Below are 25,579 nucleotides of genomic sequence, written 5' to 3' on the forward strand. Positions count from 1 at the left end.
ATGCACCCCTTCTTTCGTCCCAAACGCGCCCTGGCCTCGGCGCCCGAGACGACCCCCTATCAGCGCGCCGGCCAGATCTGGGACGACCGGATGGGGCTGTCCCTGGCCCATGCTCGCAACTGGCGCCGTATCGCCGTCGCCAATCTGGTCCTCGCCGGTTTCCTTGGCGCGGGTTGGTGGGTCCAGGCCGACAGGGCCATAGTCAAACCCTTCGTAGTCGAGGTCTCCGACTGGGGCGAGACCCAGCGGATCACGGCGATCGGCGGCCGCTACGAACCGACCGAGGCCCAGATCGGCCATGCCCTGGCCGGCTGGGTGCGCGATGTCCGCTCCAAATCCATCGACCCCATCGTCATCCGGCAGAACTGGCTTCGGGCCTACGACCTGATGACGCCGAAGGCGGCGAGCTTCCTCAACGCCTGGGCCCAGACCCATGACCCGTTCGCCGAGGTCGGGCGCGAGGCTGTCAACGTCGAGGTGCTGAACGTCGTGCGGCGCACCGAGCGGACCTACGACCTGCAATGGCGCGAGACCCGCTTCGTCAACGGCCAGCAGGCCGGTGTCGAGCGCTGGCGCGCCCTGATCACAACCACGACCCAGCCGCCCCGCACGGAGGCCGAGCTGATGAAGAACCCCCTTGGACTGAAAATCGAGGACGTATCATGGACCCCCGACGCTTCCTGATCCTGGCCGGCCTGGGCCTCAGTCTGTCCGGCTGCGCCGTGTTCGGCCGAATCGCTGGGCCGCCGCCGGTGTCGCCCCTGCCTGTCTTTGCGGCCGAGGCCACAGCGGCCACGGAGACCGAGTCCCTGCCGCAGATGACGGCGCCGGTCGACGTGGAGCCGGTCTCCGATCCGACGCCGGTGGCCGCCGAAACTGTCGGTGTTCCCTACGAGGCGCAGCCGACGGCCGTGGCGCCCGCGACCGGCCTGACCGGCCGCCGCGCCATCGTCGCCGCCAATCTGGACGCCCGGGCCCCGTCCCGTTCGGACGCCTTCGTTGGCGGGGTCCAGGTGTTCGCCTGGTCTCCGGGTCGGGTGTTCGAGGTCTGGACAGCGCCTCTGCGGGTCACCACCCTGACTCTGGCGGCCGGCGAGACCCTGATCTCCAAGGCGGCCGGCGATACCGTCCGCTGGCAGATCGGCGAGACCAGCTCAGGCGACGGCGCAGGTCAGCGAACCCACGTCCTGCTCAAGCCGCTGCAACGAGGGCTCGAGACCAACCTGGTCCTGACCACCAACCGGCGGGTCTATTTCATCGACCTGAAGAGCGGTGACGCCTCAGGGTTCAATGCCGCGATCGCGTGGGACACCGAGGCGATGGATCCCCCGACCAGGGCGCCGATCGCCGAGGCGGCAGAGATCCGCGTGTCGGACCCGGTGGCGATGCCGGAGGGACCGATCGACGCCCGTTACCGGATAGAGCCGCAAGGGCGCCGTGCACGGTGGACGCCGGCTTCGGTCTTCAACGACGGGCAGCGCACCTTCATCACCTTCAATCCCGATCTTCAGATCGACGAGGCGCCGGCCCTGTTCGTGATCGCCGCCGACGGCGAGAGCCAGATGGTCAACTACCGCCAGGCCGGGGGTCTGTTCATCGTCGATCGCGTCTTTGATCGCGCCGAGCTCAGGCTCGGCGATCGTCGCCCCCAGATCGTTCGTATCCGCCGCCTCCAGGGAGCCGCCCGATGACCTCTTTCCAGGATAGCCCCCACAATCCCGACGACGTCGCTTCCTCGGCAGCGTCCGGCGTCGGCCCTGAGGTCAGACCCGACCTGGCCAGCGCGGCGAAGGCGCCGCCGCCCGGCCTGTCGATGCGGGCGCCGCGGCCGCCGGTCACCCGGCTGCGTAAGTCGGTCGTCCAGACGATCGTGATCGGCGGCGTGATCCTCGTCTCCGGCTCCTTGGCCTGGGCCTTCGTCGTCCAACCGGAACTGCGCGACAGCGCCCGGCTCCGCGCCGTCGAAGGCCGGGAGGACCAGGCCCGGGGCTCCGTTCGGCCCTCCGAAGCGGTCACCGATCAGCCGGCGACCTATGACCGGCTGCCCGAGCCCCGCGTTGGGACCGAGCCCGAGACGGCTGAGCCTGGTGTTCCGCCACCGCCGCCCGCGCCGGGCCGGTATAGCGCCGGTTATGCGCCATCGCGGACGACCCGGGCGACCGGGCCAAGTCCGGGCGAACAGGCGGCGCGATCGGGCTTGTTCTTCGAGGGGCAATCGACCGGGGCCGGTCCTGCCGCGCGTGCCGGGACGGCTCCAGCGACGGCCGGCGCTCGTGCGGACGCTGCGGACGTCGGCGCCACCTATAATGGCCACACCCTCACGGCGCCGCTGTCACCCTATGAGCTGAAGGCCGGCGCGATCATTCCTGCGGTCCTGTTGACCGGGGTGGACACCGCGCGCGCCGGGCCGGTCGTCGCGACGGTGTCGCAGAATGTCTATGACACTGTCAGCGGCCGCCATCTCGTCCTGCCCCAAGGGACCCGGCTTATCGGCCGTCATGAGGGCGAAAGCGCCTATGGCGACCGGAGGGCCTTCCTGACCTGGGACCGGCTGATCCTGCCCAACGGCAAGAGCTTGGTGCTGACCGGTGAGCCCGGCGTTGATGCGCAAGGCGCCGTGGGCGTGAGCGGCCATGTCGATCGGCGGCTATTCCCCTTGCTGGTCGGAACCCTGTTCGCCGGCGCGATCACCACCCTCGGCCAAATCGCCCGTGACGGAGATGGCGAGGGTTCGGGCGGCCTGCTCGGCGACGCCGGGGACGCCGCCGCCATCGAGGGCTCCCAGGTCGGGGGGCGGCTCGTGGACCGGGAGCTGGACGTCCGGCCGTCGATCCGTCTGCGCGCCGGCGCTGCGGTCCGCGTGATGATCACCCGCGACCTGATCCTGGAGCCGTACCGGCCATGACCTGGACCCCGCTCGATACTGGAAACCGCTGGGCCGTGCTCGGCGTCACCGTCTTCTTCCTCACCCTGGGCGCCCTGATCGCCGACCAGACGCCAGCCCTCGCTTTGGTCAACGAGAGCCCCAGCGTACCGCGTGGCCTGTATCTGCGACATCCAGGCGGCGCGCCGGAGAGGGGCGCGATGGTCGCTCTGCCCCAACCCCCCATCGCCCGGCGCTACCTGGGCGCGCTCGGCATGCCGGACGAGGTCCTTTTGATCAAACGGGTCGCGGCCGTCGGCGGCGATCCCGTCTGCCGGCAGGGAGCCTGGGTTCGGATACCGGGCCGGATGGCCCCGGTTCTGGATCGTGATCGTCGTGGCACGGCTCTGCCCGCTTGGACCGGGTGCCGCCGGCTCGCGCCGGACGAGCTCTTCCTGCTCGGCGATACGCCGGGAAGTTTCGACAGTCGCTATTTTGGCCCCGTCCGGACCCGAGACCTCGAGGGGGTGTTTCGGGAGACCCTGACATGGTGAGACCCTTTTTGGCCGCTCTGGCCCTGGCGCTTGCAGCGAGTAACGCATCCGCTCAAACGGTCGACTGGCGCAACGCCGGCGGCGATCTGTTCGGCCGTCCCGCCGCGCAGCCTGTGTCGGAAGTGGCGGGCGTCGATGACCTCACGCCCCGACTTCCGCCCCTGTCCCAGCCGTTCATGGACGCGATCGCCGTCGCCGCCGAGCGCCACGGTATCGACCCCAAGATGCTTCATGCCCTGGTGATCGTGGAATCCGCATACCGGGTCGATGCCGTGTCTCCGGTCGGGGCCGGCGGCCTGACGCAGTTGATGCCGGGAACGGCGGCGGATCTCGCGGTAAGAGACCGGTTCGATCCGATCGAGAACCTCAACGGCGGAGCGGATTATCTGGCCCGGCAGCTGCTCCGCTTCGGGGACGTCCGGCTTGCGTTCGCGGCGTATAATTCTGGGCCGGATCGTGTCGCCAGACTTGGGCGCATACCGAACATTGCGGAGACGCAAGCCTATGTCGCCGCAGCCGTTGACTGCTACCTCGCGCTCTCGGCCGGGAGGGGCGCCCGCAATTCCCGGCAGTGCCGGGTGCCGGAGACTGATCGATGATACCCGCCACAGAACCGGTGGCGGCGGTGACTGACGCGGCCGATGAGGATCTGCTGACCCGCAAGGAAGCGTCCGCCTTCCTGATCCAGTTCGGCATCCGCATGAAACCCGAGACCCTCGCTCGGCTGTGGTCCACCGGAGGCAACGGCCCTCCCTGTCTCCACGTTCGGCACAGGCCCTACTATCCGCGTGGCGTGCTTCGCGCTTGGGCGTTGGATCAGGTCAGCGACCTTCGCGCGTCTGCCCCGCCCGCGGCCAGGGGTCGGCGTCATGGCTGAGGCGGGATTGGAAGGGTTTAGAACGGAGTGGGCGCCCAGCGTCGCGGACCTGCTGGTCGACCCGGCGGTCAGCTTCGCCCTGAAGGACGTTCTTCGCACCTGGGAGGTTCGAGATCCGGTCGATGCGGCGCGGGACGCCCGGTTGCTGGCCGAGGTTCTGGAGCGCCGGGCGGACGAGGCGGTGTCATGGACAGTGTGAGCGAGCCGCCTCCGTTCGACGCGTTGGAAGACCGGATTCTCCCCTGGTCGCAGGTGAAGGTGATCTGCGGTCTGAGCCGGACGACGGTCTGGCGCATGCAGAAGACCGGAGATTTCCCGGCCTGCGTCCAGGTCTCGCAAAACCGAGTCGGATGGTGGCAGAGCGAGCTGCTGGCGTGGCGACGGGCGAGGACACCGAGGCGTCTGCCGGAGCCCCGGGCCATAGTGGAGAGGCCGGAGCCGGTTAGACCGCCAGTCAGGAGAACCCTGGAAGAGCCGCCTAGAAGACCGGCGCCTGAGGCTGCGACCGGTTCGGATCAGCCCGTCAGGAGCCGTCGGAAACGGAAATCTGGTGTTCCGGAAAACCAGGCTGCGTTCGACTTCGGAGGCTAGCGGGCGGACCGGGTCGATTAGACCCGCTTGAAACGGACGCGGTCGGCGCCGGCGATCAGGAAGGCGTCGAAGCCGGCGTCGCCCCAGGCCTTGCGCTGAACGTGGGTCGTGGCCGGGTCGGTTGTGTTCGCCCACCACTGCGGCAGGCCCGCGCTCTTGGGTAGCATATAGCCGATCTTGCGCTCCATCTCGGCGAAGGAGAGCTCGAGTTCATCGGTCTTCTGCTTGCGAAGATAATCCCGGAGCGGATCGTATTTGGCCATGGCGGTCTTTCATAGCTCAACGCGCCATAGAGGGGGCGGCGGGAAGGTGCCAGGCCTGAGTGCCCACCGCAGGCGCTTGGGTCAGTCCGGCGTGTCCGAACTCTGCAACCTTGCGAGCAGCGGCGAAAGCATTTTGAGCGTGTATTCGCGAACCCGATGAGCGTCCGCAGGCTGCTGCTCGTTGAGGTCCCCGATGTGCGCCAGCGCCATGCGCACAAAGGACATGCAGACGATCGCGCGCCGTTCCGGGACGGTCAGCGCCCGGAGCGGCCGCATCAGCCCCTCGATCACCGCGTCGGTACGCAGGTCGAGCTCGGCAAGTCCTTCGGCTGAGCGGATGTCGGGCCGCCAGGCTTGTCGCGCGTCGAGCTTGCCCTGATGGCTCCACTCCAGGCTGGCCAGGCCGTCCTCTTCAACCTGATCGGCGAGCGTCCGCAAAAGGCTGGCCGCCTCGAACCGCCGATCCCGGCTGCTGCTCTTATAGGTCACTCCGCTCATGGCGGCCGCGACGAAGGCCTCGGCGATGTCCCAGCCGGTCTCGGCGCGGGGCTGATCCAGGGCGGCTGAGTCGAACTCCCTGAGTTTGAAAAAGGCGCTCAGAGCAAGATCGTAAACCTGCGCCTTGTACTTCATACGCTCCGGAATGCCGCTCATAACGCTTCTGCTCCAACGATCTGCCGTCGACGCCTTTAGCGATTACCGCGACGGTCTTGTCGAGCCTTTGGGGTTCATGGGGAAGGGCGGCGCGCCTTGGCCTCCGACGACCGGCTGGTTAGTTACCGCCCTCGGGGGCGCGTCTCGCGCGGAGCAGATCTCCGATAGAGCGGCCACCGACACGGCAGACGGCGATGACGCGGTCGTGTACGATGACGCGGCCGCTCCTGCCGCGGCGTGCGTCGCAGACCACATTCTGTCCGAACGCGACCTGTCGCAGAAGCGACTGGGATAGCCGTCCGTCAGGCGAGTGGAGTTCGGGCGCGTCGAAATCCGCCAGCCGCACTTCGATCCAGCTATTGGGATCTCTGGAGCTGCCGACGCACAAACTGTCCCCGTCGCCGACATAGCGCACCGATCCCGTGAACGGCTGACCCGGCTGGGAGGGGAGCCGCCCCTCGCAAGGATCGGCCGATGCGGGTGTCGCCATAGCAGCCAGGAACAGGGCGCATAGCGCGAGAGCCGGGAGGCTGAGGAGGGGGCGGTACGTGTTGGGCATGAGCCTCGACAGGGTTGTGACAGACGGCGAAACAGCTGTCGCTGCTGAGCGATCTTTTCGGCTCGCACAAGTTCAGGAACAGAAGTCGCCCGAGTAGGGATGCAAGGTCATTGCACGCGAATTGATGATCGTTACACGATAGGGTGGCGTAAAAAAGCGGGACGGGGGAAGCATGATTAGTCGAGGTTCTGAGTGGCGCCGTTGGGAGCCTCACATCCATGCGCCCGGGACCGTGATGAACAATCAGTTCACCGGCCCCACGGCGTGGGAGGATTATCTATCCGCGCTTGAAAGGGCCACGCCGCTCATCGAGGCGATCGCCGTCACCGACTATTATGTCACCGACACCTATGAGCGGGTGTTGCAGCACAAGGCCGACGGGCGATTGCCGAAGGCGACGCTGATATTTCCCAATGTCGAGCTGAGACTGGATGTGGCGACCGCGAAGGGCGGATTCGTAAATCTGCATCTGTTCGTCAGCCCCGAGGACCCGGACCATATCGCCGAACTGCAGCGCCTTCTATCCCGGCTGCACTTCACCGTGCAGCAGGATCGCTACGACTGCACCCGCGCCGACCTGATACGCCTGGGCAAGAAGGCCGACCCGAACATAACCGACGACGGCGCCGCGCTCTCCTACGGGGCGAACCAGTTCAAGGTCAATTTCCGGCAACTGCGCGAGGTGTTCGGCGAGAGCGGATGGGCCAAGAAGAACGTCCTGATCGCCGTCGCCGGCGGCGCCACCGATGGCACATCGGGCGTGAGGGAGGCCGCCGACCAGACCATTCGTCGCGAGATCGAGGGATTTGCCGACATCATATTCGCCAGCAGCCAGGCGCAGCGGGAGTTCTGGCTCGGTCAAAAGGATCTCGACGCCCAGGCGATCCGCGCCCGATATGGCGGTTTGAAGCCCTGCCTTCATGGCAGTGACGCGCACAGGCTCGAAGACGTCGCCACGCCGTTCGGCGACCGATTCTCATGGGTCAAGGGCGGGCTGGAATTCGACACGCTGCGACAGGCCTGCATCGACCCCCGGGGCCGGGCCCATGTCGGCGCCGAGCCGCCGAAGTCCGCAACGCCGTCCCAGGTTATTTCCGAGATTGAAATACTCGACGCGCCTTGGCTCCAGACGTCGACCATCCCTCTGAACTCCGGCCTGGTGGCCATTATTGGCGCGCGGGGATCGGGCAAGACGGCCCTGGCGGACATGATCGCGGCGGGCTGCGATTCCATATCGGACGAGGCCTGGGCCGCCGATGAATGGGCGAACCCCTCGTTCCTGGTGCGCGCCCGGCCTCTTATCGGCCAGGCCAAGGTGAAGGTCAGTTGGGCGGCGGGCGCTCCAGGCACGCGGTCGTTGGATGGGGCCGATGCCAACGGCCCGCTGAGCTATCCTCGGGCGCGATACCTGTCCCAGCAGTTCGTCGAGGAACTGTGCTCATCCAGCGGCCTGACCGACGGACTCCTCCGCGAGATCGAGAGAGTGATCTTCGAGGCCCATCCCGATCATGATCGTGACGGTGCGTTGGACTTCGCCGAACTGCTGGAACATCGCGCTTCACGCCATCGTCTGGCGCGCGATCGTGAGGCCGAGGCCGTCTCCCAGATCTCGGAGCGGATCGGCACTGAACTCGAGAAGGAAAAGCTGGTCGCCAGCTATGAGGCCATGGTCGCGCAGAAGCGGCAACTGGTCGACGCCTATACCGCCGACCGCGCCAAGCTTGTTTCGGCGGGCAGCGAAAAGAGGGCTCAGCGTCACACCGAGCTGGCTGGCGCGGCCAACGAGGTCAGGACCAAGTTGCGGCGGTTCACAAACCAGCGGCAGACCTTCCTGGCCCTTCAGGATGAGGTGAGGGACCTTCGGCGCAACCAGGCGCCGGAGACACTGCGGCAAACCCAGGCCAGACATACGCACAGTGGAATGTCGAACGACCAGTGGGCCGCTTTCATTCTGGATTATACCGGGAAGGTCGATGACGACCTGAACGACTACGTCAAATGGGTTGATGGCAAGATCGCGGGGCTGAAGGGCGCTGCACCGCCAGCCGGTGATGCGAACACGGCGTTCTTTGCTGATGAGACAGACCTGACGACGCTGTCGCAGGCGGTCCTGGAAGCCGAGATGGGGCGGCTGGAAAAACTGGTCAGCTCCGACAAGGAAACGCAGCGGCAATACACGGCGCTGTCGGGCCGGATCGCGACCGAGACTGCGGCGATGCAGACCCTCGCGGCCAAACTTCAAGACAGCCAAGGCGCCAAGGATCGTGCCCGGGATCTGCAGGCCGAACGCGAAGAGGCCTATGGCCGGGCTTTCGACGCCCTCATCGCCGAACAAACCGTTCTGGAGGAATTGTACGGGCCCTTGATGGCGCGTCTGGCGGCGGCCTCCGGGACGTTGAAGAAGCTGTCCTTCTCTGTCGCGCGGGTCGCCGACGTGGCCCAGTGGGCGGGGCAGGCCGAGGAGGGTTTGATCGATCTCCGCAAGGGCGGGGCGTTCCGAGGCAAGGGCACCTTGCTTCAGAAGGCCAACGAGGTCCTCAAGCGGGCTTGGGAGACAGGGTCGTCAGCTGAGGTGGTGTCGGCGATGGCGGAGTTTCGTCGGCTTTATCAGAAGGAACTGCTCGACCACTCGCCGGTCGCCCACACCGAGCAGCTGGAGTTTCGGGCCTGGTCGAAACGCTTCGCTCAATGGCTGTTCAGCACTGGTCATATCGAGATCCACTACGGCATCGAATATGATGGCGTGGATATCCGCAAGCTGTCTCCCGGAACCCGCGGCATCGTCCTGTTGCTGCTCTATCTGGCGTTGGACGATGGCGATGGCCGCCCGCTGATCATCGACCAGCCGGAGGAGAACCTCGACCCGAAATCCGTCTTCGAAGAGTTGGTGGGTCTGTTCATCGAAGCCAAATCGAACCGCCAGGTGATCATGGTGACGCATAACGCCAACCTTGTGATCAACACTGACGCCGATCAGATCATCATCGCTGAGTCAGGGCCGCATCCGCACGGTGCCTTGCCGCCGATCACCTATCAGTCCGGTGGCCTGGAGAACGCTGACATCAGAAAAGCGGTTTGCGACATCTTGGAAGGTGGGGAAGGCGCCTTCCAGGAACGAGCCCGCAGATTGAGAGTCAGGCTGGAGCGATGAGGTGCTGAATAGGCTAAGTTCGGTCGAGCCGTTTGCTGGCGCGCGTCGCGCGAGATGAGGCCGTCGGAAACGACGATCAAAAGGCTCTTCGCGACGTCGGGGAATCTCTGCGCCTTTCCAAGGTGCGACTTGCCCATCGTCGAAGCCGTGGGGACGATCACCGGCGAAATCTGCCATATCCGGGCGCGAAATGAGGGCGGCCCCCGCTTCGACGTCACCCAGAGCGAGGACGAACGGCAGGGCTTCGAAAACCTGGTTCTGCTATGCCGTCGACACCATAAAATGGTGGATGCCGAACCCGATGTCTATTCCGTAGAGGCGCTCGAGGAGATCAAGCGGATCCGAGAAGGTGATATGGGACGGCCCGAACAGGCTACCGATGCTTTCTATGCGAAGATCCTCCTCGGCGACCTTCGGCGCATCGAGGTGACCAACAATAGTGGCAACGTCGTCATCGACAGCCCCGGCGCGATCATAGCCAAAACCGTCAATGTGAAGACCACCCGTAACACGGTAAAGATTCAGCCCGCGGCGGGCACGATCGGGGCCGATCTCAAGGCGAGCCGGTATACTCAGCACCTGATCAGCCGATACAATGAATTCGCGAGCGCCGATAAAACGCGCGACACGAAGTTCAGTTACGAGGCTATTTCCAAGAATATTGAAGCGAACTTCAGAGGCCCCTGGAGGATGCTGGCGATCGAGGACTTCGACGCCCTGTGCGTCTATCTTCAGCAGAGGATCAGCCGAACGCGCATCGCCAAGTCAAACGCGGCTAAAGGGATGAAGGCCTTCTCCAGCTTCGAGGACTATACCTAAAGGGCGAGCTGAGCGACGATGCGGCACGGCGAGACGCATTGGCGCCGATGTGACCGCACCTCTGCCGAAGGCGGACTTTAGCTTTACCAGCCGACTCACCAAGTCACGACCGATACTGGCGCACCGACTGTGTGCAATCCTTCCTGATTCGGAGTTGGCGGGACGGAAATGGCCCAGAAACCTCAGCGCATCATCGAGGTGGCGGTGATCGACAAGGTCGGTCCGATCACGGCCGAGCGGCTGATGGCGATGTCCGAGGCTGAGTGGGGCCTGCTGAGGCAACGCATTACCGACGCTCGGCGAGGACGGGATCACCGATCCATTGCCGCCTGTCTTCGTTGCGGCGGCGCCGTCTTCATCAAGGCGCGCGCCTTCCGTCAAAAACGGCTTCCCTATTTCGCCCACTTCAAGGGCGCCGTTGCCGCCTGTCCTTGGTTTACCGGCGATACCCAGGACCCCGATAGCCTGAAGGCGGGCCAGTACCACGGTCACCAGGAAAGCCCGGCGCACCGGCTGATCTGCGAGCAGATCGCCCAACTTGCCAAACAGGATCCAAGCTGCACGCGGGTGGCAGTAGACACCTATCTTGCACCTACCGCCGGCGGCCATGGCCGATACCCGGACGTACTCGTGACGTATACTAACGGCCGCACGGTCGCCTTCGAGATCCAGTTGTCCAACACCTTCCAGACGGAGATTTCCGACCGGTCACTGCATTACAGGCGCGAAGGGGTCGGTTTGATCTGGGTTCTGTTGGGGCACGAACTCCAGTCGGGCGATCTGCCGCAGTCGTTCCGTGACGTAATCCTCCGCCATCGGGACAACGCCTTCGTGCTCGATCAGGCGGCCATAGAGACGTCTCTAGCCGCTCGACGCCTGATGCTAACCTGCTTCCTGCGGAAGTCGGACGGCAGCTTCGGCGACGAGAGACAGGTCGCTGTCAATGATCTCACTTTTCCTGAAACCGGCTGGCCCTACTATGAGGATCGGGTCACGCCGAGTTTGCTGGCGCGAGGGGAGGCCGTGCGCGCGCCTTGGAAGGTGGCGCTGCAGGCCCGCACTGATTTCTCCTACTCGGAGCTCACGACGCCGGCGTTCATTGCGGCCAACAGCGATCTGTGTGCGCGCGTGCCCGGTCTGGCGCTTTGGCAGCATCAAAACCTCGATCGTTGGCAATTTGCGCACTTCATCGCGGTGATGTTCTCGACACTTCGCTACGCCGCGGGGGCGTTCAAGAACTACGCTTCCCGACAGCCGAACATCCAGGCGATGCTCAACAGCAAGTTGTCGGGACACCCCCTCATGCCCTTCGCGCCGGTTCTTCAAACGGTGCTCGCCCGAACCTCGGCAGGCCCCCTGCTCGAGGGCACCGTCGGCGTGCACCTCCGAAGGGCACTCGAGTTGGGCGAGGGCAATCTAGTGCTAGAGGCGCATGCGATCTGGCCGGCGATTCACGTCTTGCTGCCAGAAGTTTTCGATGGGGCGCTGCGGCTACAGCTGGAGACTCTTGGCGCCCTTCCGGCCTGGGCGAAGTCGAGCACCGACCATCTGGCTTATTCTTACGAATGATCCCGCCGGCCGGACGCCAAGCAGGCGTCGCCAAGGCCGTTCCGCACACACCTCCGCGCACACCGTTCACCCGACTGGACAATACATGCACACAACGATATTGTTGTGTTCATGATCCCTTCCCTTATTGATCCGGGCTTTGGCGCGCCTTGGGCGGTTCTGCCTTCGGGCGTCCACGAGACGACGCTGGAGGAGGTTGCCGCCCGGTTCGCCACCACGCCACACCGACAGTGGTTGTTCGGTGGTTTTCAACGGGCGGTGGAGGCGCTCCGGCTCGCCGGATGCCGTGCCGTCTACCTCGATGGCAGCTTCACCACAGCGAAAGACCACCCCGGTGATTTCGACGGCTGCTGGGATCATGCGGGGATGGACTTTTCCTTGCTTGACCCCGTTCTCCAGAACTTCGCCGGCAAGCGCGAGGCTCAAAAAGCCAAATATCTCGGCGAGATGTTTCCGGCCTTCGCCCCGAACGGCGCGACGGGCACCTTCCTCGATTTCTTCCAGATCGAGAAACATTCGGGCCAGCCCAAAGGCATTTTGCGGCTGACGCTCGCGACCTCGAAAGGGGCGTTGTAATGATCACGAACGAAAGACAGTACCGGTCCACGCGCGCGGCGCTGGACCAGCTGAAAGCCTCGGCGGGCGCGCCGGCGGCCACCAACGTCGATCCCGCGTTCGCCGTCATCGCGCGCGGTGCGCTCCAAAGCCAAGTGGCGGAACTCGAAGCCGATGTCGCCCTTTACGAGGCCCTGAAGTCAGGAGCGCAGACGACGTTCTCGGCCGCACGCCTTGCCGATCTCCCCGAGACGCTCATCCGCGCACGGATCGCGAGAGGCATGAGCCAGAAGGATCTCGCGGATTTTCTGGGGCTGAAGGAACAACAGGTCCAGCGATACGAAGCCGAACGCTATCGATCCGCGAGCCTTGAGCGTTTGATCGAGGTCTCCGATGCGCTCGACGTGCGCATCGAGAACCGTGCGTCGCTCGCCGGGAACGGGAGCCTGGAGTCGGTCGATCCCACCGCCTGGCAGGCTTTCCCTCTGGCCGAGATGTACAAGCGCGGTTGGTTCGAAGACTTCTCCGGAACGCTGACGCAGGCGCGCAAGTCCGCCGACCACCTCGTGCCGGCCTTCCTGCGGAGTGGCTCGGCCCGATTCGTCCCTGCCGGCTTGCACCGGAAGTCTGTGCGGTCGAACGGCGCTGTGCACGAACCGGCGATCGCGGCATGGGAAGCGCGTGTGCGACAGCTGGCCGCCCGAAACCCGCCGACGGCAACCTTCGATCCCGCCTTGATCGATGATGCCTGGATCGCTGCCCTCGTCGCCCTGACCCTGGATGCCGACGGCCCACTGAAGGCCGTCGACCACCTGCGCCAGATCGGCATCGCCTTCGTTGTCGAACGGCATCTACCCGGAACCCTGCTGGACGGCGCAGCCATGGGCTCGTTCGACGGCTACGGGCTGATCGGCCTGACGCTCCGCCATGACCGGCTGGACAATTTCTGGTTCACGCTTTTGCACGAGATCGGACACCTCAAGCTCCACATCGGCCCGGAAGCCTTTGCCGCCATCTTCGACGACACGGAGAGCCCGTCGGACGAGCGCCACGAAGAGGAGGCAGACGGCTTTGCACGGAACGCGCTGCTGCCTGTGGCTCAATGGGATCTCGCGGTGTCACGGTTCTCGCGCACGGAGAAAGCAGTGCTGACTGACGCCAAACGCTTCGGCGTCGGCCCAGCGGTCATCGCCGGCCGGGTTCGTCGCGAGGCTGGCGACTACACTGTTCTCCGTTCTCTCGTCGGCGCCGGGGAAGTGCGCCGCCAATTTGGTCTTTGAGGTTCAAATGGCGATCGCCCCGACCCAGTATGTCCCCCTCCTGCGCTGGCGGATGGGCGAGTATCAGGCCCTGTTCAAACTCGCGGCCGGACTGAAGCCGGCGGTCGTTCCTCTAATCGAGGTCCTGCCGCCGGACTTCGATTTCGAGCAATGGCGGCCGAAGAAGGAGATCGACGACCACCTCGGTGGTTTCGCGGCCAAGCTGGAAAAGAAGTGGAGCGATCGTCCCGCGCTCATCGACGGCCGCCAGTTGGCCCCTGCGACCCGCATGGCGGACGGCCGGCACACGATGACGTTCCTGTTCGATGAGGCCCGCAAGCTTGGGGCCTCGTTGACGCCGGTCATCAACCTCGAGAGCGACGCTGCCTACCGGAAGGCGGTCCACGACATCGATGCTATCGACATGAACGGCGCGGTCCTGCGGTGCACGCTCGAGGAGGCGCTCGATCCAGACTTTGACGATCATGTTGATGCCTTGCTCAAAGCCTTGGCGATCGACATTGCCCAACTCGACATCGTACTGGATCTGGGGGCGCCAGCCTATTCGCCCCAAGGCCCGCTTGTGGGCGTCATACGCGCCGCCCTGAACGGCGCGAGAATGCTGTCCGCGCGTAGCGTTGTCGTTATGGCGGCGTCCTTCCCCGAGACGATGACCGAGCTCAAACTCCCGATCCAGACCGTGTCGCGCGAAGAGTGGCGGCTTTACGCAGCCTTGGTGACGGCCCAGTCGCCCCAGGAACGACGTCCGTCCTTTGGCGACTATGCGGTCGCGGCGGTTAAATTCGCCCAAGGGGATATGCGATTTATGCGGGGATCCCCGAACGTACGCTATGCGGTGTCGGACGGCGGCTGGCTGGTCGCGCGCTCCAAACGCAAGAAGGGCGAGACTAACCAGGCCTACCCCGGCCTATGCGGTCTGATCCTAAGCTCGGGTCAGTACCACGGCGCAACGTTCTCGGAAGGCAGCGCCTATATCGAGGATTGTCACGCTGGCGCCGCCAAGCGCGGCAACCCCACGGTCTGGAAGTGGGTGGCGACCAACCACCATATCACTGTGGTCTTGGACGATCTCGCCAAACTGCCCGCGCCTTGAGCGTTTCCCTGACCCGCGCGCCTAGCACGCGTCGCGGCAAGGCGGAGGCGAGAATAGGATACAGAGCATCGCGAGGTGCTCTGAGCGTGCGCTCCGGGTGCCCGAGATCGCGTAGCATTTGAACGATCTCCGGGCGCCACAGCAAGCGCGCGAGTGTCACCGGATCGATAGAGCGGTTGACCTTTTCGTCACGGATTCGCCTAAGCGCGACTTCACCGTTGGCGCACCGTCGCGCTAGCACGACCCCCCACCAGTCGGGCACGAGGAGCCGAGCCGCGTCGAGGTGACGTTCGGCCACGATGAGAGAGGCCTTATCGACGACTTCGCCATAAGCGCTGACTTGGAACGGAAGGCGGGCCAGGGTATCCGCTTCGGCCTTGATCTCTAGCCCGCGGATGTGGCCGTTGATCACGGCGATATCGATCCGGCAGGATCCGTGATCGAGACCGAGTTCATCGATCACGAGCGTATCAGCGCTGCGCATCGCGGAGCCGAGCATACGTGCATAGACTGCACGCCGTACGTCTCCATCTTTGAACAGGGTTGCCATACCCCGGCATAGCTCTCGGGAATTGCTCAGGGCAAGCGGTTTGGCCATGCCAGCAAAGTCGTTGATCGACGCGACCGAACGAACTCAGGGCGACAAGGGGCGAAAAATGCTAGTCAAGGATCAGTTGCCGCGCATCTTCCAGGCCAACCTTGCGCGACTGTTTGAGCGGGTGGTCCAGCCCGCGATGGAGGCGCTGCCGGTTCATTCGTCGCTCGAAAGCTGTCAATCGGCGTCTAAAAGGGACCCCCTATCGGCGTGCAATAGGGACCCCCTTTTGAGGTTCGGGATGGACGTCACGAGCGCACCGCTTGCGAGGGTTGGGGCGTAGGGAGGGCGTAGCCCGACCGGAGGCTCAACCCTCGCCTGGCGTTCTTCGTGGAGGGTTAGCTGCGGTGTTTGAAGCGCCAGCTGTCGTTGCCGGTCTCGACGATGTCGCAGTGGTGGGTGATGCGGTCGAGCAGGGCCGTGGTCATCTTGGGATCGCCGAACACGGTCGGCCATTCGCCGAAGGCGAGGTTGGTCGTGACGATCACCGAGGTCCGCTCGTAGAGCTTGCTGATCAGGTGGAACAGCAGCTGGCCGCCCGAGCGGGCGAACGGCAGGTAGCCAAGCTCGTCGAGGACCACGACGTCGAGGCGGCAGAGGTGAGCAGCCAGCGCACCGGCCTTGCCCAGGCGGGTCTCCTCCTCGAGGCGGTTCACCAGGTCGACGGTGTTGAAGTACCGGCCACGCGCCCCGGCCCGCACGACGTTGGCGATGATGGCGGTGGCCAGGTGGGTCTTGCCCGTGCCGGTCCCGCCGACCAGCACGATGTTGCGCCGGTTCGCCAGGAAGGCGCCGCTGTGAAGCGAGCGCACCAGCCCCTCGTTGATCGGCGTGTCGTCGAACACGAAGGCGTCGAGGTCCTTCACGGCGGGCAGCCTGGCCGCCGCCATCCGGTAACGGATGGAAGCCGCATGCCGGTGGGTCGTCTCGGCGCGCAGCAGGTCGGCGAGGATCTCCATGGTCGTGCGCTTGCGCTGCAGGCCCGTGGTGACCGCCTCGTCGAAGGCTCCGGCCATGCCCTTGAGGCCCAGGCCGGTCAGGGCCGCCATCATCTCATGCCGCTGCATGCATGCCTCGCAAGCTGTCGTAGCGGTCGCAGTCCGCCAGAGGCGGATGCCGCAGCGCCAGGTCATCGGGCGTGACGATGCTCAGCGGCCGGGGCGGTTCGCGCCGGCGCGCCAGGATGTTGAGGATGACGTCGTCGCTGACGGTCCCGGCGGCGAGCGCCTCGCGCGCCGCGGCCTCGACCGGCTCCAGGCCGTCTTCCAGCACCGCCGCCAGAACCCGCACGAACCGGCGATCGGCTTCGTCGCCCGCACCCAGCTTGCGCCTCAGGCGGGCCAGCCCCGGCGGCAACTCCCAGTCCTGGAACGGCGCGCCATTGCGCAGGGCTCCGGGCTTGGTCGCCAGCACCGGGGGAGGTAGTGCCAGGGATCGTAGAGGGTCCGGTCACGACCGAAGAACCGGCGATGGTCGGCGACGACCTCACCCTCGCAGCGCACGACGATCCGGTCGGCATAGGCGCGGACCTGCACCGTACGGCGCCCGGCCTTCGCCATCACCGAGTAGCGGTTACGGTCGAAGCTGATCAGGCAGGTCCCCGTCACCGCGTGCTCGCTCTCGTGGAAGCCGTCGAACGGGCCCAGCATCGGCTGCAGCGCCGGCCGCTCGGCGGCCAGGGCCTGAGCAACCGTCAGCTCTTTCTGCTCGGGGTGCTGACGCAGCTCGCCCCAGCGCCGGCACTCCGCCTCCAGCCAGCCGTTCAGCTCCTCCAGGCTGGTGAAGCGCAGGCGCGGCTGGAAGAACCGTCCCCGGGCCGTCTGGACCTGGTGTTCGACCTGGCCCTTCTCCCAGCCCGCCGCCGGGGAGCAGGCCGTCGGCTCCACCATGTAGTGGCTCGCCATGACCAGGAAGCGCCGGTTGAACACCCGGTCCTTGCCCGTGAACACCGTCGTCACCGCCGTCTTCATGTTGTCGTAGATCCCGCGCGTCGGCACGCCGCCGAAGAAGGCGAACGCCCGCGCATGCGCGTCGAACAGCATCTCCTGGGTCTCGCGCGGATAGGCCCGAACATAGATCGCCCGCGAGGCGCACAGCCGCATGTGCGCCACCTTCACCCGCATCGGCTTGCCCGCGATCTCCACGTCCTCGTGGCTCCAGTCGAACTGGTAGGCCTCGCCCGGCCGGAACATCAGCGGGATGAACGATGGCGCGTCCGCCACGCCCCGGCGTCGCTTCAGCCGCCACCCCGCCGCGTAGCGCCGGACCGCGTCGTACGACCCGTCGAACCCCTCGCGCACCAGCAGGTCATGAACCCGCGTCATCCGCAGCTTCTCGCGCCGCGGCCGCGCCTCGTCCTCTTCCAGCAGCTCATCGAGCCTGGCCTGGAACGGCGCCAGCCTCGGCAACGGCTGCACCGCCCGCCGATAGGCGAACTCCGCATCCGGCTCCCGGATCGCCTTGCGCACCACCTTGCGCGACAATCGAAGGTCACGCGCGATCGCCTTGATCGCCTTCCCGGACGCAAACTCGCGCCGAATCCTCAACACCGTCTCCAACACCAACATCCCGAACTCGCCGCCTGACATCCGCCAAGCCGCCACCGTTAGACCTCAGGAATGAGGGGTCCTTATTCGACGCCGATCACACCGCTAACGGGGTCCCTTTTCCACGCCGATCCACAGCCAGAGGTCGGCGAGCGGCTGAGAGGCGATTGCGGCGACCAAATTTTCCCGATTGAGGCCGGCGATCAGCGGCAGTAGCGCGGCGCGGAATTGTGGGACAGTCACGCCTGCCAGAATGCGGTAGTCAGCGAGCGCCGCGGGGTCGGCGTTGTCGATGGTCGCTTGAAGGGCCGTCCGAGTCGGCTCCTGAAGCTGCGGCCAGAAATCCGGAAAAGCGGCGATGAACGCGATGGCGCGAGGGCGGTTCGCCGGCTCGAGGTTGTCTATGAGCCTGACGATCGCCAGCGATATATCCGGCCAGGCCTCAGCGGCGCGTTCGCGCACCGCGACCAGCGAGGGGATTATCTTGCGATGGAGCGGCTCCCATTGCGCGGGCACGCCCTTGAGAATGGATTTTGCGAGCACCGTGCCGAAGTTGCGGACGTTCTGAGCGCGGACGCGCGCCAGGTAGCGCTGGTCGACATAGTCCAGGATGCGCGCGTATTCCGTTGGAAAGCCGGGCGACTGCACGTCGATGTCGTACAGCTCGAAGATCGCTTTGCCTTGCAAGGGCTCCTGCGACAGAACAAGATCGACCGCATTGACGAGGTGAAGCCGCACCAGCTCGGGCGACGGCGCGAAGAGATCCGCCTCGGCCGAGAAGGCCGGGTGCGCGCAAAGATGTCTATCTTCGCGCAGGCGCTCCAGATGCGTTCGGGCGATGCGATTGACGACCTGAGTGTTGGCCGTTGCGTCTTCGAGGATGCCTCCCTCAAGCTGAAGCAGCTTGGGGATATCGCCTGTGACGGTCGCGTTGTCCCACGCCTGAAGAAATGCCGTGGCGGCCGCATCGCCCATAGCGCTCAGCTCGCGATACTTGGCGATCAGGTCGTAGACCAGGGCGACCCAGGCTGAGGTGAGTGCGCCACGCAGCGCGCCGGCCTTGTAGGCTTTCACCGCATCAAGAAAATACACCTTCGACTGCGGATGCCGAATTCGGGTGATGAGGATGTCGAGATCAACAAATCCAGTGTCCACGGTTCAGACCCCTCCAATTATGTGTCGGTCCCCGCCGAGCGGGATGATCCAGCCACCAGCGCGGTCCGGTCGGGCGACCGCGAGCGGTCGCGGAAAGGTCTGGCGTGTGAGCGTGCGCAGCGCCTGTGCGAGTTCGGCATGGCCAAGGGGCTCGATCAGGTTGGCGACATGCAGGCGGAGCAGCCCGATGAACGGGGCGTCCTTGTCTTGCGGATCAATGGGAACGCCCTCGTCGATGGGATCGCGAACCGACAGGTGAGCATCAGCGGGATTGGAATTGGCCACGCCCCAACGGGTGGCGACCGCGATCCGCTTTACGGTGACCTTTTGGCCTTTGACCGTCACGTCGATGCGCCCGGCTTGTGTCCAGGCGCGCGCGAGTGCTTTCGCGGGGCCTCCCGGGTCGTGACAGCTCTTGGCCTCCGCGATCGTGAGCGAGGTCAGATCGGATTTGCATGCGATCCAGTCAGGGAGGTCGCCTCGGGCGAGGCGCTTGATCCTGGCCTGCTTGCGGCGATCGAGATCGATCACTTGGTTGCCGAGATGGGCGAAAACGGAGAGGTCAAAATATCGTTCGAGATAAGCGCGGGCGACGAACCGCCCGAACAGGCCCGACAACGCGACCTTCACTTCGCGCGCCTGGCCCAGCGGCTGCCTGAAGAGGAAGGATGTGCCCGCGCCGGTCGGGGCGAGGAGAGCATCCAGGATCGACCAGGCGCCATAGGCTGCGCCCGGCGTCTGGAGCACTTCGCGGATGCCGGCGTCTTCGATGTCGGAGACGTCCAGCGCGATGGTCGCGCCCGGGAACGGGTCCAGTGATGGCGGCGTGAAGTTGTAGATGAAGGTTCGGGTCATAGCGCCAGCGCCCGCTTGAGATCATCGTGCTCGAAGGCGCTGGCCATCCGGGTAATTTCGGCGGAGCGGGCGCCGACGGCCTTGGCGGTGTCACGCCACGTCGCGGTCACGGTCGCGACCTCTTTGATGATGGCGCGGGCCTGCTGCAGCGTGAGGCCGAAGAACTCCGAAGCCGCCTCAAGCAGGTCGAGCGAGCAAGTGCCCTCATCGAGGTCGATGTTGGTCGTCAGCACACGCGCCTTGAGGTCGGTGGGCACAGGGTTGAGGTCGTAAGCGGGAGAGAGGGACCATCCCGTCTTGCCGAGCCAAAGGAAGCCATGGTTGCGCAGGTGATCATCGACATTGGAAATCAGCACGTTGAGGACGACCCGCCGATAGAGGGCATGAGCGTCGGTCTTCCCCTGAGCGCCATGTTGCGTAAGCGCGTCGACGATCTCCGGGTAGCTGCCGCGCTCGCCGTCCTTGGCGCCCATCATCGCCATGGCTGACAGGAAAGGCGTGCGGATCGGGCCGGCGCGATCGAAGCGCCGCGACAGCATCACCGCCTTGCCGGCGACCTCAATGAGTTCATGGTGAGGGGTGGTGATGCCCGCCTGGCCAGCCAGTCGGAGCGCGATCTCTTCCCACGTCTCTATGCTGTATTCGTCGGTCTCCTTCGGAAATTTGGCGATGGAGAGGTGTCCGTGCTGGTCGATGACCGACGCTTTGGGCCGGGCCCCGCCCAGGGAAGAGCCGGGGGCGAAGATGAGTTGAAGGTCCTCGTCCGTTTCCTCGTCGCGGAGGACCCGTTCGGTGATCTGGAGCAGCCGCCCGAGTTCGATCAGGGCGGGGACGCCGGCGCGGATCGGGGCCTGGAACATATCTTCGCCCGCCCAACGAAATCTGAGGGCCCCCAGGCGGGTCTCGTCGGCGACGCCGAGCAGGTAATCGCTTTCCGCAAGGGTGCGAACGGCGCGGCCTTCGCGTTCGGCAAGGCGGCGTTCGGCCCGTTGCATAAGACGTCGCCCCCATGTGTCGGGCGCTGAGTCTCCGATGGAGCCGAAAGTCGCCAGTCCGGCAGGAGGGGCGAAGGCACCGCGGGTCAGGGCAAGGGCAGGCTCTAGCGAGAACCGGTCTGGATCGGCGAGCCACGCGCCATCATATTCGAAAAGGATGGTCTCCGTGCCTCGAACGCGATTGCTCCTCGCCAGGCCGATAGGGCGCGTGCGTCCATCCAGGTCGAGATGTACCTCAAAGTCAGTCATCGCGAGATGATCCGCCTGTTCGCTTGAGATGGACGCGCTTGGGCAGTTCCGCGCTGGCCAGCGCTTGTCCGACCGGGTCGTTGCCGATGTCGGCGATCTGGCCCAGACCGTCGAGCAGGCCGAGCGCCTGAAGGACGCCAGCATAGATGCCGATGCTGACATTGGTGTCGCCAGCCTCGATCTTCTGCAGGGTCGAACGGGACGTGAAGGCGCGCTCCGCGACGACGGCCATTGGCAGCCGCCGACGCCGACGGGCGTCGTGGATGTCCGCGCCGAGCTTTCGCATGACGCGCCGCACGGCGGCGGGAGGCGTATGTGGTGTAGGCATTTGACACCTTCGCACTACGGATTGGCCTAATATGTAGTACGAAGCTTACAATTTATCTACCCCTCGCAGAGAGCGCCTAGCGGGCTTGCTTAACTGCTTTCATGATGCTCAAGGCGACCGAGAGGCTCAGACCCATGTCCAGGCACAACTTGAAGAACTCTTCCGAAGCCTGATGGGCCTCCAGACCGTATTGACGCACGAGTTTGCGGGCGTGTTTGCCAAGCGGGATAGCGTCGCTGAGCGAGACCCACTCGGGATTGCCGGCTTGTTCCTCGAAATCGAGAATAAGCGCTTCCGGCAAGTCGGCGCCGAGCAATATGTAGCGAAGGTGCTTGATGAAATTCGGGTGCGTATAGATGTCTTCGCCCCGGCAGTTATTGCGTTCGAACCCGCCCTTTCTCGACGCTTTGATCCGGCCGGGATTGTATTCGACATCGTTCCAGTAGCGGACCCTCTGGGGCGGCACGCCGTCTCGCTCGCTGAGCGAAGCCAGGAGGGCGAGAATGGGTTCGGCATTCGCGTTGTAGGCGGCATGGGCTTCATCGTGATTGCGATGAGACAGGCGCAGGTCGATCTTGGAGACCAGCGCTTCTTCGGCCTCGGTTAGGGCTATGCGGTACTTATCCATGCGATCCTTTCATCTGTCTTCAGCAGGGGATGACCAAACAATGCCGCCAAGGCTGATGGCAGCGAAACCGGCGGTGCAGGCGCCCGCACGTCAGAATGTCACGAGATAGGCGGGGTAGAACAACTCAACGGGCCCAAGCACATGCCTGTCCTTGAGGACGCTGGCGCGCCCTGCGCGTACTTCAGGGCCGCACGGCTTTTTCACCAGGAATGTTGCGGGAGCGGTGCAAGGTCAGCGGCAAGGAGCAATCGATTCAAGGTTGTGACCACGCGACGCCGCTTGTCTTCCAAAGCCTGTTGAACCGCGAAGTTCGGGATCATCAGCCAGTCATTGTGCTGGCTTACATCGCCGTTTCGCTCGGCTCTCAGCAAGGTGGTCCTGAAGTCGTTCAGCTCACCGGCGAGAGCCTCAGCTCCAAGACGAAGATCGTCATCGTTGAGCGTGCGAACCCCACCAATAGCCCGTTGCACCCGTCTCCCCTCCCTGTCGAGAAGATCACCGGTCGCGAGAAGGCGCTGAGTGTCGATTAGGGCCTGTTTGAAATTGTCGGCATGCTCGCAGCTCAACGGGTCGCGAAACGCAGGACGATCAAAAGCGACCGCGAAAAGCCCGAGCAGTTTCTGATCGCGCTCGGGCGCCGTGAGCCCCTGGGCGACGGTCCGATAATATTCATCCTGCAGCCGTGCATCGCGATTCAGGACCGCGTCATAGTCGCCCCAGGACCAGGTCAGGACACCGAACTTTCCAACCTTCTTGCGGGCAGCCGCCATGGCGGCCGCCTTGTTCTGGATTGCCCGGTCCGGCTTGGCCGTCGTCGCGAGAATAAACAGGTCCAGTTTCGCCGGATGGCTCTCGGCGCGCCGGACAGCGTCCGTCAACGCCTTGACCGTGATGGCCCCGCCAGCCAGAAGCACATTGTCCGCGTCGCGCTCATCGCGCTGTTTGCACTGGATGCCGATTGTGCGGCCATCTTCCGCCTGAACGAGCACGTCGAGTCCGTTCTGGCTCTGGCCCTGCCGCCCGACCTTCTGCGGCGTCGGGTCGCCGAACACGACACGGGCCGCGCCTACGGTCAGGTCTTCGAACTGCTGCCAATAGGCGGGCGGAGCGTGCCCCTGTGTAAGATCAGGCATGGGGCGTCCTTATCAGCGCAAGCGGGCGATGTTTGCGACGTAGCCGCCCAGAGAGGTTGGCTGCGTGACCTTGCCCCAGTACCGGGCGCTCGCGCTTGACACCTTTCGGAGGATCAGGAGGTCGAGATCAGAATCGAGGCCGGCGACCACCGCCTTGCCGACCACGTCGATGTCATCATCGGCTTCGAACAGAATGAACGAGGTCGTCTCGTCCCAGTAGCCCGAGTCGAAGACCTGGACGGCCGCATAGATCGACTGGCGGCGAAGAGACTCGACGCCTTTCGCTGCAGAACGTTCAGTCGCGACCATGAAGCTCAGCCAATAGTTTGCAGTGGCCATGTGCGGCACCCCCATCCCGTCGAAAACTCGACCATCGGAGATATGGATACGGCAAAGCTAGGCCGCAATCGCGGGTGGCCGTATCGCGCGACTACCGCGCAACGGTCGCGCACAGGAGGATCAATCCCTTTGTGCGGTTCGCCCTATGTTCTCGCCGTGCTAGGGCTGACGCGTCAACCCGGAGCCGGCCGTGAAACGCCTTTTCGATCATTACGAGCAGATGACCCACAACGCGGTCAAGCCGGTCGCCGACCGATTCGGCCTGTCCATTTTTCCGAAAGTTCGGGTCGCGGACGTGATTGATCCCGACGAGGTCGGGGCAACCGGCGACCTCAAGACCTACGCGCTAAAAGCGCACTTCGATTTTGTGATCTGTCGCAATGACTGTGACCCGGTCTACGCGATCGAGTTCGACGGAGCGTCGCACCGAAGTGTCCGCCAGCGGGAGCGAGACGCCAAGAAGGACGAGCTCTGCAAGCGAGATAACCTGCCGATCCTTCGGATTCACAGCGAGCATCTAACTACTGGCTACAGCCATCTCACTTTGCTTGGCTGGCTGGTCGAAGTGGCCGAGATGAAGGTGGCGTTCGACGCGGAGCAAGAAGCAGGGCGGATTTCTTGGGAAGAGGATTTCGACCCGTTTTTCCTTATGAGCATTGAGCCGGGCGAGCCGAAGTTTCCTTACTGGATCTCCGGGTTGCCGCGGGTGCGCATCGAGCGGCTGCACAAGCGCGGCCTGATCCACCATCCGTGCGGATCCGGCTTCTTTGGTCTGACGGACGACAAGCTTTATCGAGGCGCAGAACTGATCGCCGTCACCCCGACGGTCGGAATCCTGCTCAAGGGCGCGATGCGCGATCAGAACTTCCCGGCGCCCTTTGGCGACCTCCTGAGTGAAATTCTGTCCGTCAAGTTGGCCGACCGTGTCCAGCACTGGGTTCAGAGCGGCGAGGGCGGCAAACCGATGGAGGCTGTTTATGCGGAAGCCCGCGACCTGATGGGGGGCCTCCAGCTCCGAGGGAGTCATTCCTGCGGCGACGTCACAGATCGGTGGCACCTGTGACATTGTTTTCCGGAAAGGGCGAGCATGCAGTTCCGTCATGAGGCCCGTCAGGCACTTGCGCGGGCGAAGGCGCTGCTGGCCCAAGGTGACGACCAGGCGCTACGCTATGCCGCCTTGGAACTGCGCCTGACGCTCGAGGCGATCGCTTACGACCGGCTGCACGACTACAGGCGAGATGTCCCGCCCAGCGTCTATGAGACGTGGCAGCCACCTAAGGTTCTGAGGCTGCTTCTTGAAATCGACCCTCGGGCCGATACTCCACAGACCGTCAAGATCGCCCGCAACCTGGCTCCCGGAGTGGATGACGCGCGCGCCGCTGTCTTCTTCGAGCAGCCCATCCGCCAAGCGACGTTGAAGGACAATTACGGCGCCATTGGGAGCTACCTGCACTTCCCGACCCTGAAGCAGCTAAATGAAAAGGGCGGCCCCGATTTCGAAAAGTTGCGGCGGCGATGCGAAGCCTTGGTTGAGGAACTCGATCCTGTCGTCACGCCAGCGAAGACCTCCTTCATTATGGGGACCTTCTCTCACTGCCCGTGCTTCAGATGTGGCGAGGACATGCGCAAACGCTTGCCGCGCGACGAAGCAGGTCAGTTTCCTGCAAAATGCGTAGCCTGCGGCGCTGACCATCTCGTCTTCTTCGAGGAGGACGGGGAGGGAAAATGGACAACGAAAGCCTTTCCAGCGCCATGCGCACACGAGAATTGCGACGGTATCCATCGGATTTTTCCCGACGAGATCCGCCAGGGTTTCCAATGGACCTGTGACGCGTGCGGCCGCGATAGCGTGTTCGACTTCGCGATATGCCCAGTTCTTCCGCCCGAGACATCCAGCCAATGCTGAAGGGTCGGATTGATCGAAATTG

At 64.6% G+C, this 25,579-nt stretch carries 26 protein-coding genes and 1 pseudogene; 15 read left to right on the top strand and 12 right to left on the bottom strand.

What is annotated here, in order from left to right; translation table 11 throughout:
* The 7 genes from trbF to GYM46_RS09335 all read left to right on the top strand — a co-directional run bounded on the left by trbF (position 1) and on the right by GYM46_RS09335 (position 4,885).
* On the top strand, positions 1–684 hold the full coding sequence (gene trbF, locus GYM46_RS09305) for a conjugal transfer protein TrbF (protein WP_164952690.1): 684 nt from the start codon (positions 1–3) through the stop codon (positions 682–684).
* A complete protein-coding gene (locus GYM46_RS09310) occupies positions 663–1,691 on the top strand; it encodes a TrbG/VirB9 family P-type conjugative transfer protein (protein WP_244304237.1) in 1,029 nt (342 codons plus the stop codon). Before trbF ends, GYM46_RS09310 begins: the two co-directional genes overlap by 22 nt.
* A complete protein-coding gene (locus tag GYM46_RS09315) occupies positions 1,688–2,905 on the top strand; it encodes a TrbI/VirB10 family protein (RefSeq protein WP_035306090.1) in 1,218 nt (405 codons plus the stop codon). The genes GYM46_RS09310 and GYM46_RS09315 overlap by 4 nt, the downstream gene beginning before the upstream one ends.
* Entirely contained in the window at positions 2,902–3,417 is a 516-nt protein-coding gene (locus GYM46_RS09320) for a S26 family signal peptidase (protein ID WP_164952691.1), read from the top strand. The genes GYM46_RS09315 and GYM46_RS09320 overlap by 4 nt, the downstream gene beginning before the upstream one ends.
* An 8-nt stretch (positions 3,418–3,425) precedes the next feature.
* Positions 3,426–4,016: a lytic transglycosylase domain-containing protein gene (locus GYM46_RS09325; protein WP_244304239.1), complete on the top strand. Its 591-nt coding sequence runs from the start codon at positions 3,426–3,428 to the stop codon at positions 4,014–4,016.
* A gap of 270 nt (positions 4,017–4,286) precedes the next feature.
* On the top strand, positions 4,287–4,493 hold the full coding sequence (locus GYM46_RS09330) for a hypothetical protein (RefSeq protein WP_035306095.1): 207 nt from the start codon (positions 4,287–4,289) through the stop codon (positions 4,491–4,493).
* The gene (locus tag GYM46_RS09335; protein WP_081836093.1) at positions 4,481–4,885 is read left to right on the top strand and encodes a helix-turn-helix transcriptional regulator; all 405 of its coding nucleotides are present in this window, start codon (positions 4,481–4,483) and stop codon (positions 4,883–4,885) included. The genes GYM46_RS09330 and GYM46_RS09335 overlap by 13 nt, the downstream gene beginning before the upstream one ends.
* A 17-nt stretch (positions 4,886–4,902) precedes the next feature.
* On the opposite strand, the gene GYM46_RS09340 is transcribed toward GYM46_RS09335, so the two are convergent.
* Together GYM46_RS09340 and GYM46_RS09345 are read right to left on the bottom strand one after the other, a co-directional pair.
* Positions 4,903–5,148 (bottom strand): DUF7662 domain-containing protein, encoded by a 246-nt coding sequence (locus GYM46_RS09340; RefSeq protein WP_035306098.1) that lies wholly within the window; start codon positions 5,146–5,148, stop codon positions 4,903–4,905.
* Between the two features lie 81 nt (positions 5,149–5,229).
* Positions 5,230–5,802 carry a hypothetical protein gene (locus tag GYM46_RS09345; protein ID WP_035306100.1) on the bottom strand — a complete coding sequence of 191 codons (573 nt, stop codon included), beginning with the start codon at positions 5,800–5,802 and terminating at the stop codon, positions 5,230–5,232.
* Between the two features lie 731 nt (positions 5,803–6,533).
* Between GYM46_RS09345 and GYM46_RS09350 the strand changes: the two genes are divergently transcribed.
* The 6 genes from GYM46_RS09350 (at position 6,534) to GYM46_RS09375 (ending at position 14,828) form a co-directional block, all read left to right on the top strand.
* Complete coding sequence (locus tag GYM46_RS09350) at positions 6,534–9,512, top strand: TrlF family AAA-like ATPase (protein WP_035306104.1); 2,979 nt, start codon at positions 6,534–6,536, stop codon at positions 9,510–9,512.
* Positions 9,513–9,641: 129 nt separating this feature from the next.
* The gene (locus GYM46_RS09355; RefSeq protein WP_197019703.1) at positions 9,642–10,331 is read left to right on the top strand and encodes an HNH endonuclease signature motif containing protein; all 690 of its coding nucleotides are present in this window, start codon (positions 9,642–9,644) and stop codon (positions 10,329–10,331) included.
* Positions 10,332–10,499: 168 nt separating this feature from the next.
* Positions 10,500–11,900 (top strand): DUF6035 family protein, encoded by a 1,401-nt coding sequence (locus GYM46_RS09360; RefSeq protein WP_164952693.1) that lies wholly within the window; start codon positions 10,500–10,502, stop codon positions 11,898–11,900.
* 111 nt (positions 11,901–12,011) lie between these two features.
* On the top strand, positions 12,012–12,476 hold the full coding sequence (locus GYM46_RS09365) for a DUF6932 family protein (RefSeq protein ID WP_035306160.1): 465 nt from the start codon (positions 12,012–12,014) through the stop codon (positions 12,474–12,476).
* Complete coding sequence (locus GYM46_RS09370) at positions 12,476–13,735, top strand: XRE family transcriptional regulator (RefSeq protein ID WP_164952694.1); 1,260 nt, start codon at positions 12,476–12,478, stop codon at positions 13,733–13,735. The genes GYM46_RS09365 and GYM46_RS09370 overlap by 1 nt, the downstream gene beginning before the upstream one ends.
* Positions 13,736–13,742: 7 nt before the next feature.
* Complete coding sequence (locus tag GYM46_RS09375) at positions 13,743–14,828, top strand: beta family protein (protein ID WP_035306113.1); 1,086 nt, start codon at positions 13,743–13,745, stop codon at positions 14,826–14,828.
* Here GYM46_RS09375 and GYM46_RS09380 read toward each other — a convergent pair.
* The 10 genes and pseudogenes from GYM46_RS09380 to GYM46_RS09425 all read right to left on the bottom strand — a co-directional run bounded on the left by GYM46_RS09380 (position 14,785) and on the right by GYM46_RS09425 (position 23,651).
* The gene (locus GYM46_RS09380) at positions 14,785–15,426 is read right to left on the bottom strand and encodes a sce7726 family protein (protein ID WP_146756758.1); all 642 of its coding nucleotides are present in this window, start codon (positions 15,424–15,426) and stop codon (positions 14,785–14,787) included. The genes GYM46_RS09375 and GYM46_RS09380 overlap by 44 nt on opposite strands.
* Positions 15,427–15,761: 335 nt before the next feature.
* Positions 15,762–16,490, bottom strand: a complete 729-nt coding sequence (istB, locus tag GYM46_RS09385; RefSeq protein ID WP_003170613.1) for an IS21-like element helper ATPase IstB — start codon at positions 16,488–16,490, stop codon at positions 15,762–15,764.
* Positions 16,477–17,990, bottom strand: a pseudogene (gene istA, locus GYM46_RS09390) (IS21 family transposase). The gene istB and the pseudogene istA overlap by 14 nt, the downstream one beginning before the upstream one ends.
* 84 nt (positions 17,991–18,074) lie before the next feature.
* Positions 18,075–19,124 carry a hypothetical protein gene (locus GYM46_RS09395; RefSeq protein ID WP_164952695.1) on the bottom strand — a complete coding sequence of 350 codons (1,050 nt, stop codon included), beginning with the start codon at positions 19,122–19,124 and terminating at the stop codon, positions 18,075–18,077.
* A gap of 3 nt (positions 19,125–19,127) precedes the next feature.
* Positions 19,128–19,979 (bottom strand): hypothetical protein, encoded by an 852-nt coding sequence (locus tag GYM46_RS09400; protein WP_184279839.1) that lies wholly within the window; start codon positions 19,977–19,979, stop codon positions 19,128–19,130.
* Positions 19,976–20,974 (bottom strand): type II toxin-antitoxin system HipA family toxin, encoded by a 999-nt coding sequence (locus GYM46_RS09405; RefSeq protein ID WP_231492452.1) that lies wholly within the window; start codon positions 20,972–20,974, stop codon positions 19,976–19,978. The genes GYM46_RS09400 and GYM46_RS09405 overlap by 4 nt, the downstream gene beginning before the upstream one ends.
* Positions 20,975–21,215: 241 nt before the next feature.
* Entirely contained in the window at positions 21,216–21,551 is a 336-nt protein-coding gene (locus GYM46_RS09410; RefSeq protein WP_035306118.1) for a helix-turn-helix domain-containing protein, read from the bottom strand.
* Between the two features lie 76 nt (positions 21,552–21,627).
* Entirely contained in the window at positions 21,628–22,179 is a 552-nt protein-coding gene (locus tag GYM46_RS09415) for a hypothetical protein (RefSeq protein WP_035306119.1), read from the bottom strand.
* A gap of 200 nt (positions 22,180–22,379) precedes the next feature.
* Entirely contained in the window at positions 22,380–23,312 is a 933-nt protein-coding gene (locus GYM46_RS09420) for a hypothetical protein (protein ID WP_035306121.1), read from the bottom strand.
* 12 nt (positions 23,313–23,324) lie between these two features.
* Entirely contained in the window at positions 23,325–23,651 is a 327-nt protein-coding gene (locus GYM46_RS09425) for a hypothetical protein (protein WP_035306123.1), read from the bottom strand.
* 190 nt (positions 23,652–23,841) lie between these two features.
* On the opposite strand from GYM46_RS09425, the gene GYM46_RS09430 reads away from it, so the two are divergent.
* Together GYM46_RS09430 and GYM46_RS09435 are read left to right on the top strand one after the other, a co-directional pair.
* Positions 23,842–24,714: a DUF2726 domain-containing protein gene (locus GYM46_RS09430; RefSeq protein ID WP_052004753.1), complete on the top strand. Its 873-nt coding sequence runs from the start codon at positions 23,842–23,844 to the stop codon at positions 24,712–24,714.
* A 24-nt stretch (positions 24,715–24,738) separates the two neighbouring features.
* Entirely contained in the window at positions 24,739–25,557 is an 819-nt protein-coding gene (locus GYM46_RS09435; protein WP_052004755.1) for a hypothetical protein, read from the top strand.
* Positions 25,558–25,579: the final 22 nt, after the last annotated feature.

This window comes from Brevundimonas mediterranea (genome assembly GCF_011064825.1).
Taxonomy (GTDB): Bacteria; Pseudomonadota; Alphaproteobacteria; order Caulobacterales; family Caulobacteraceae; genus Brevundimonas; species Brevundimonas mediterranea_A.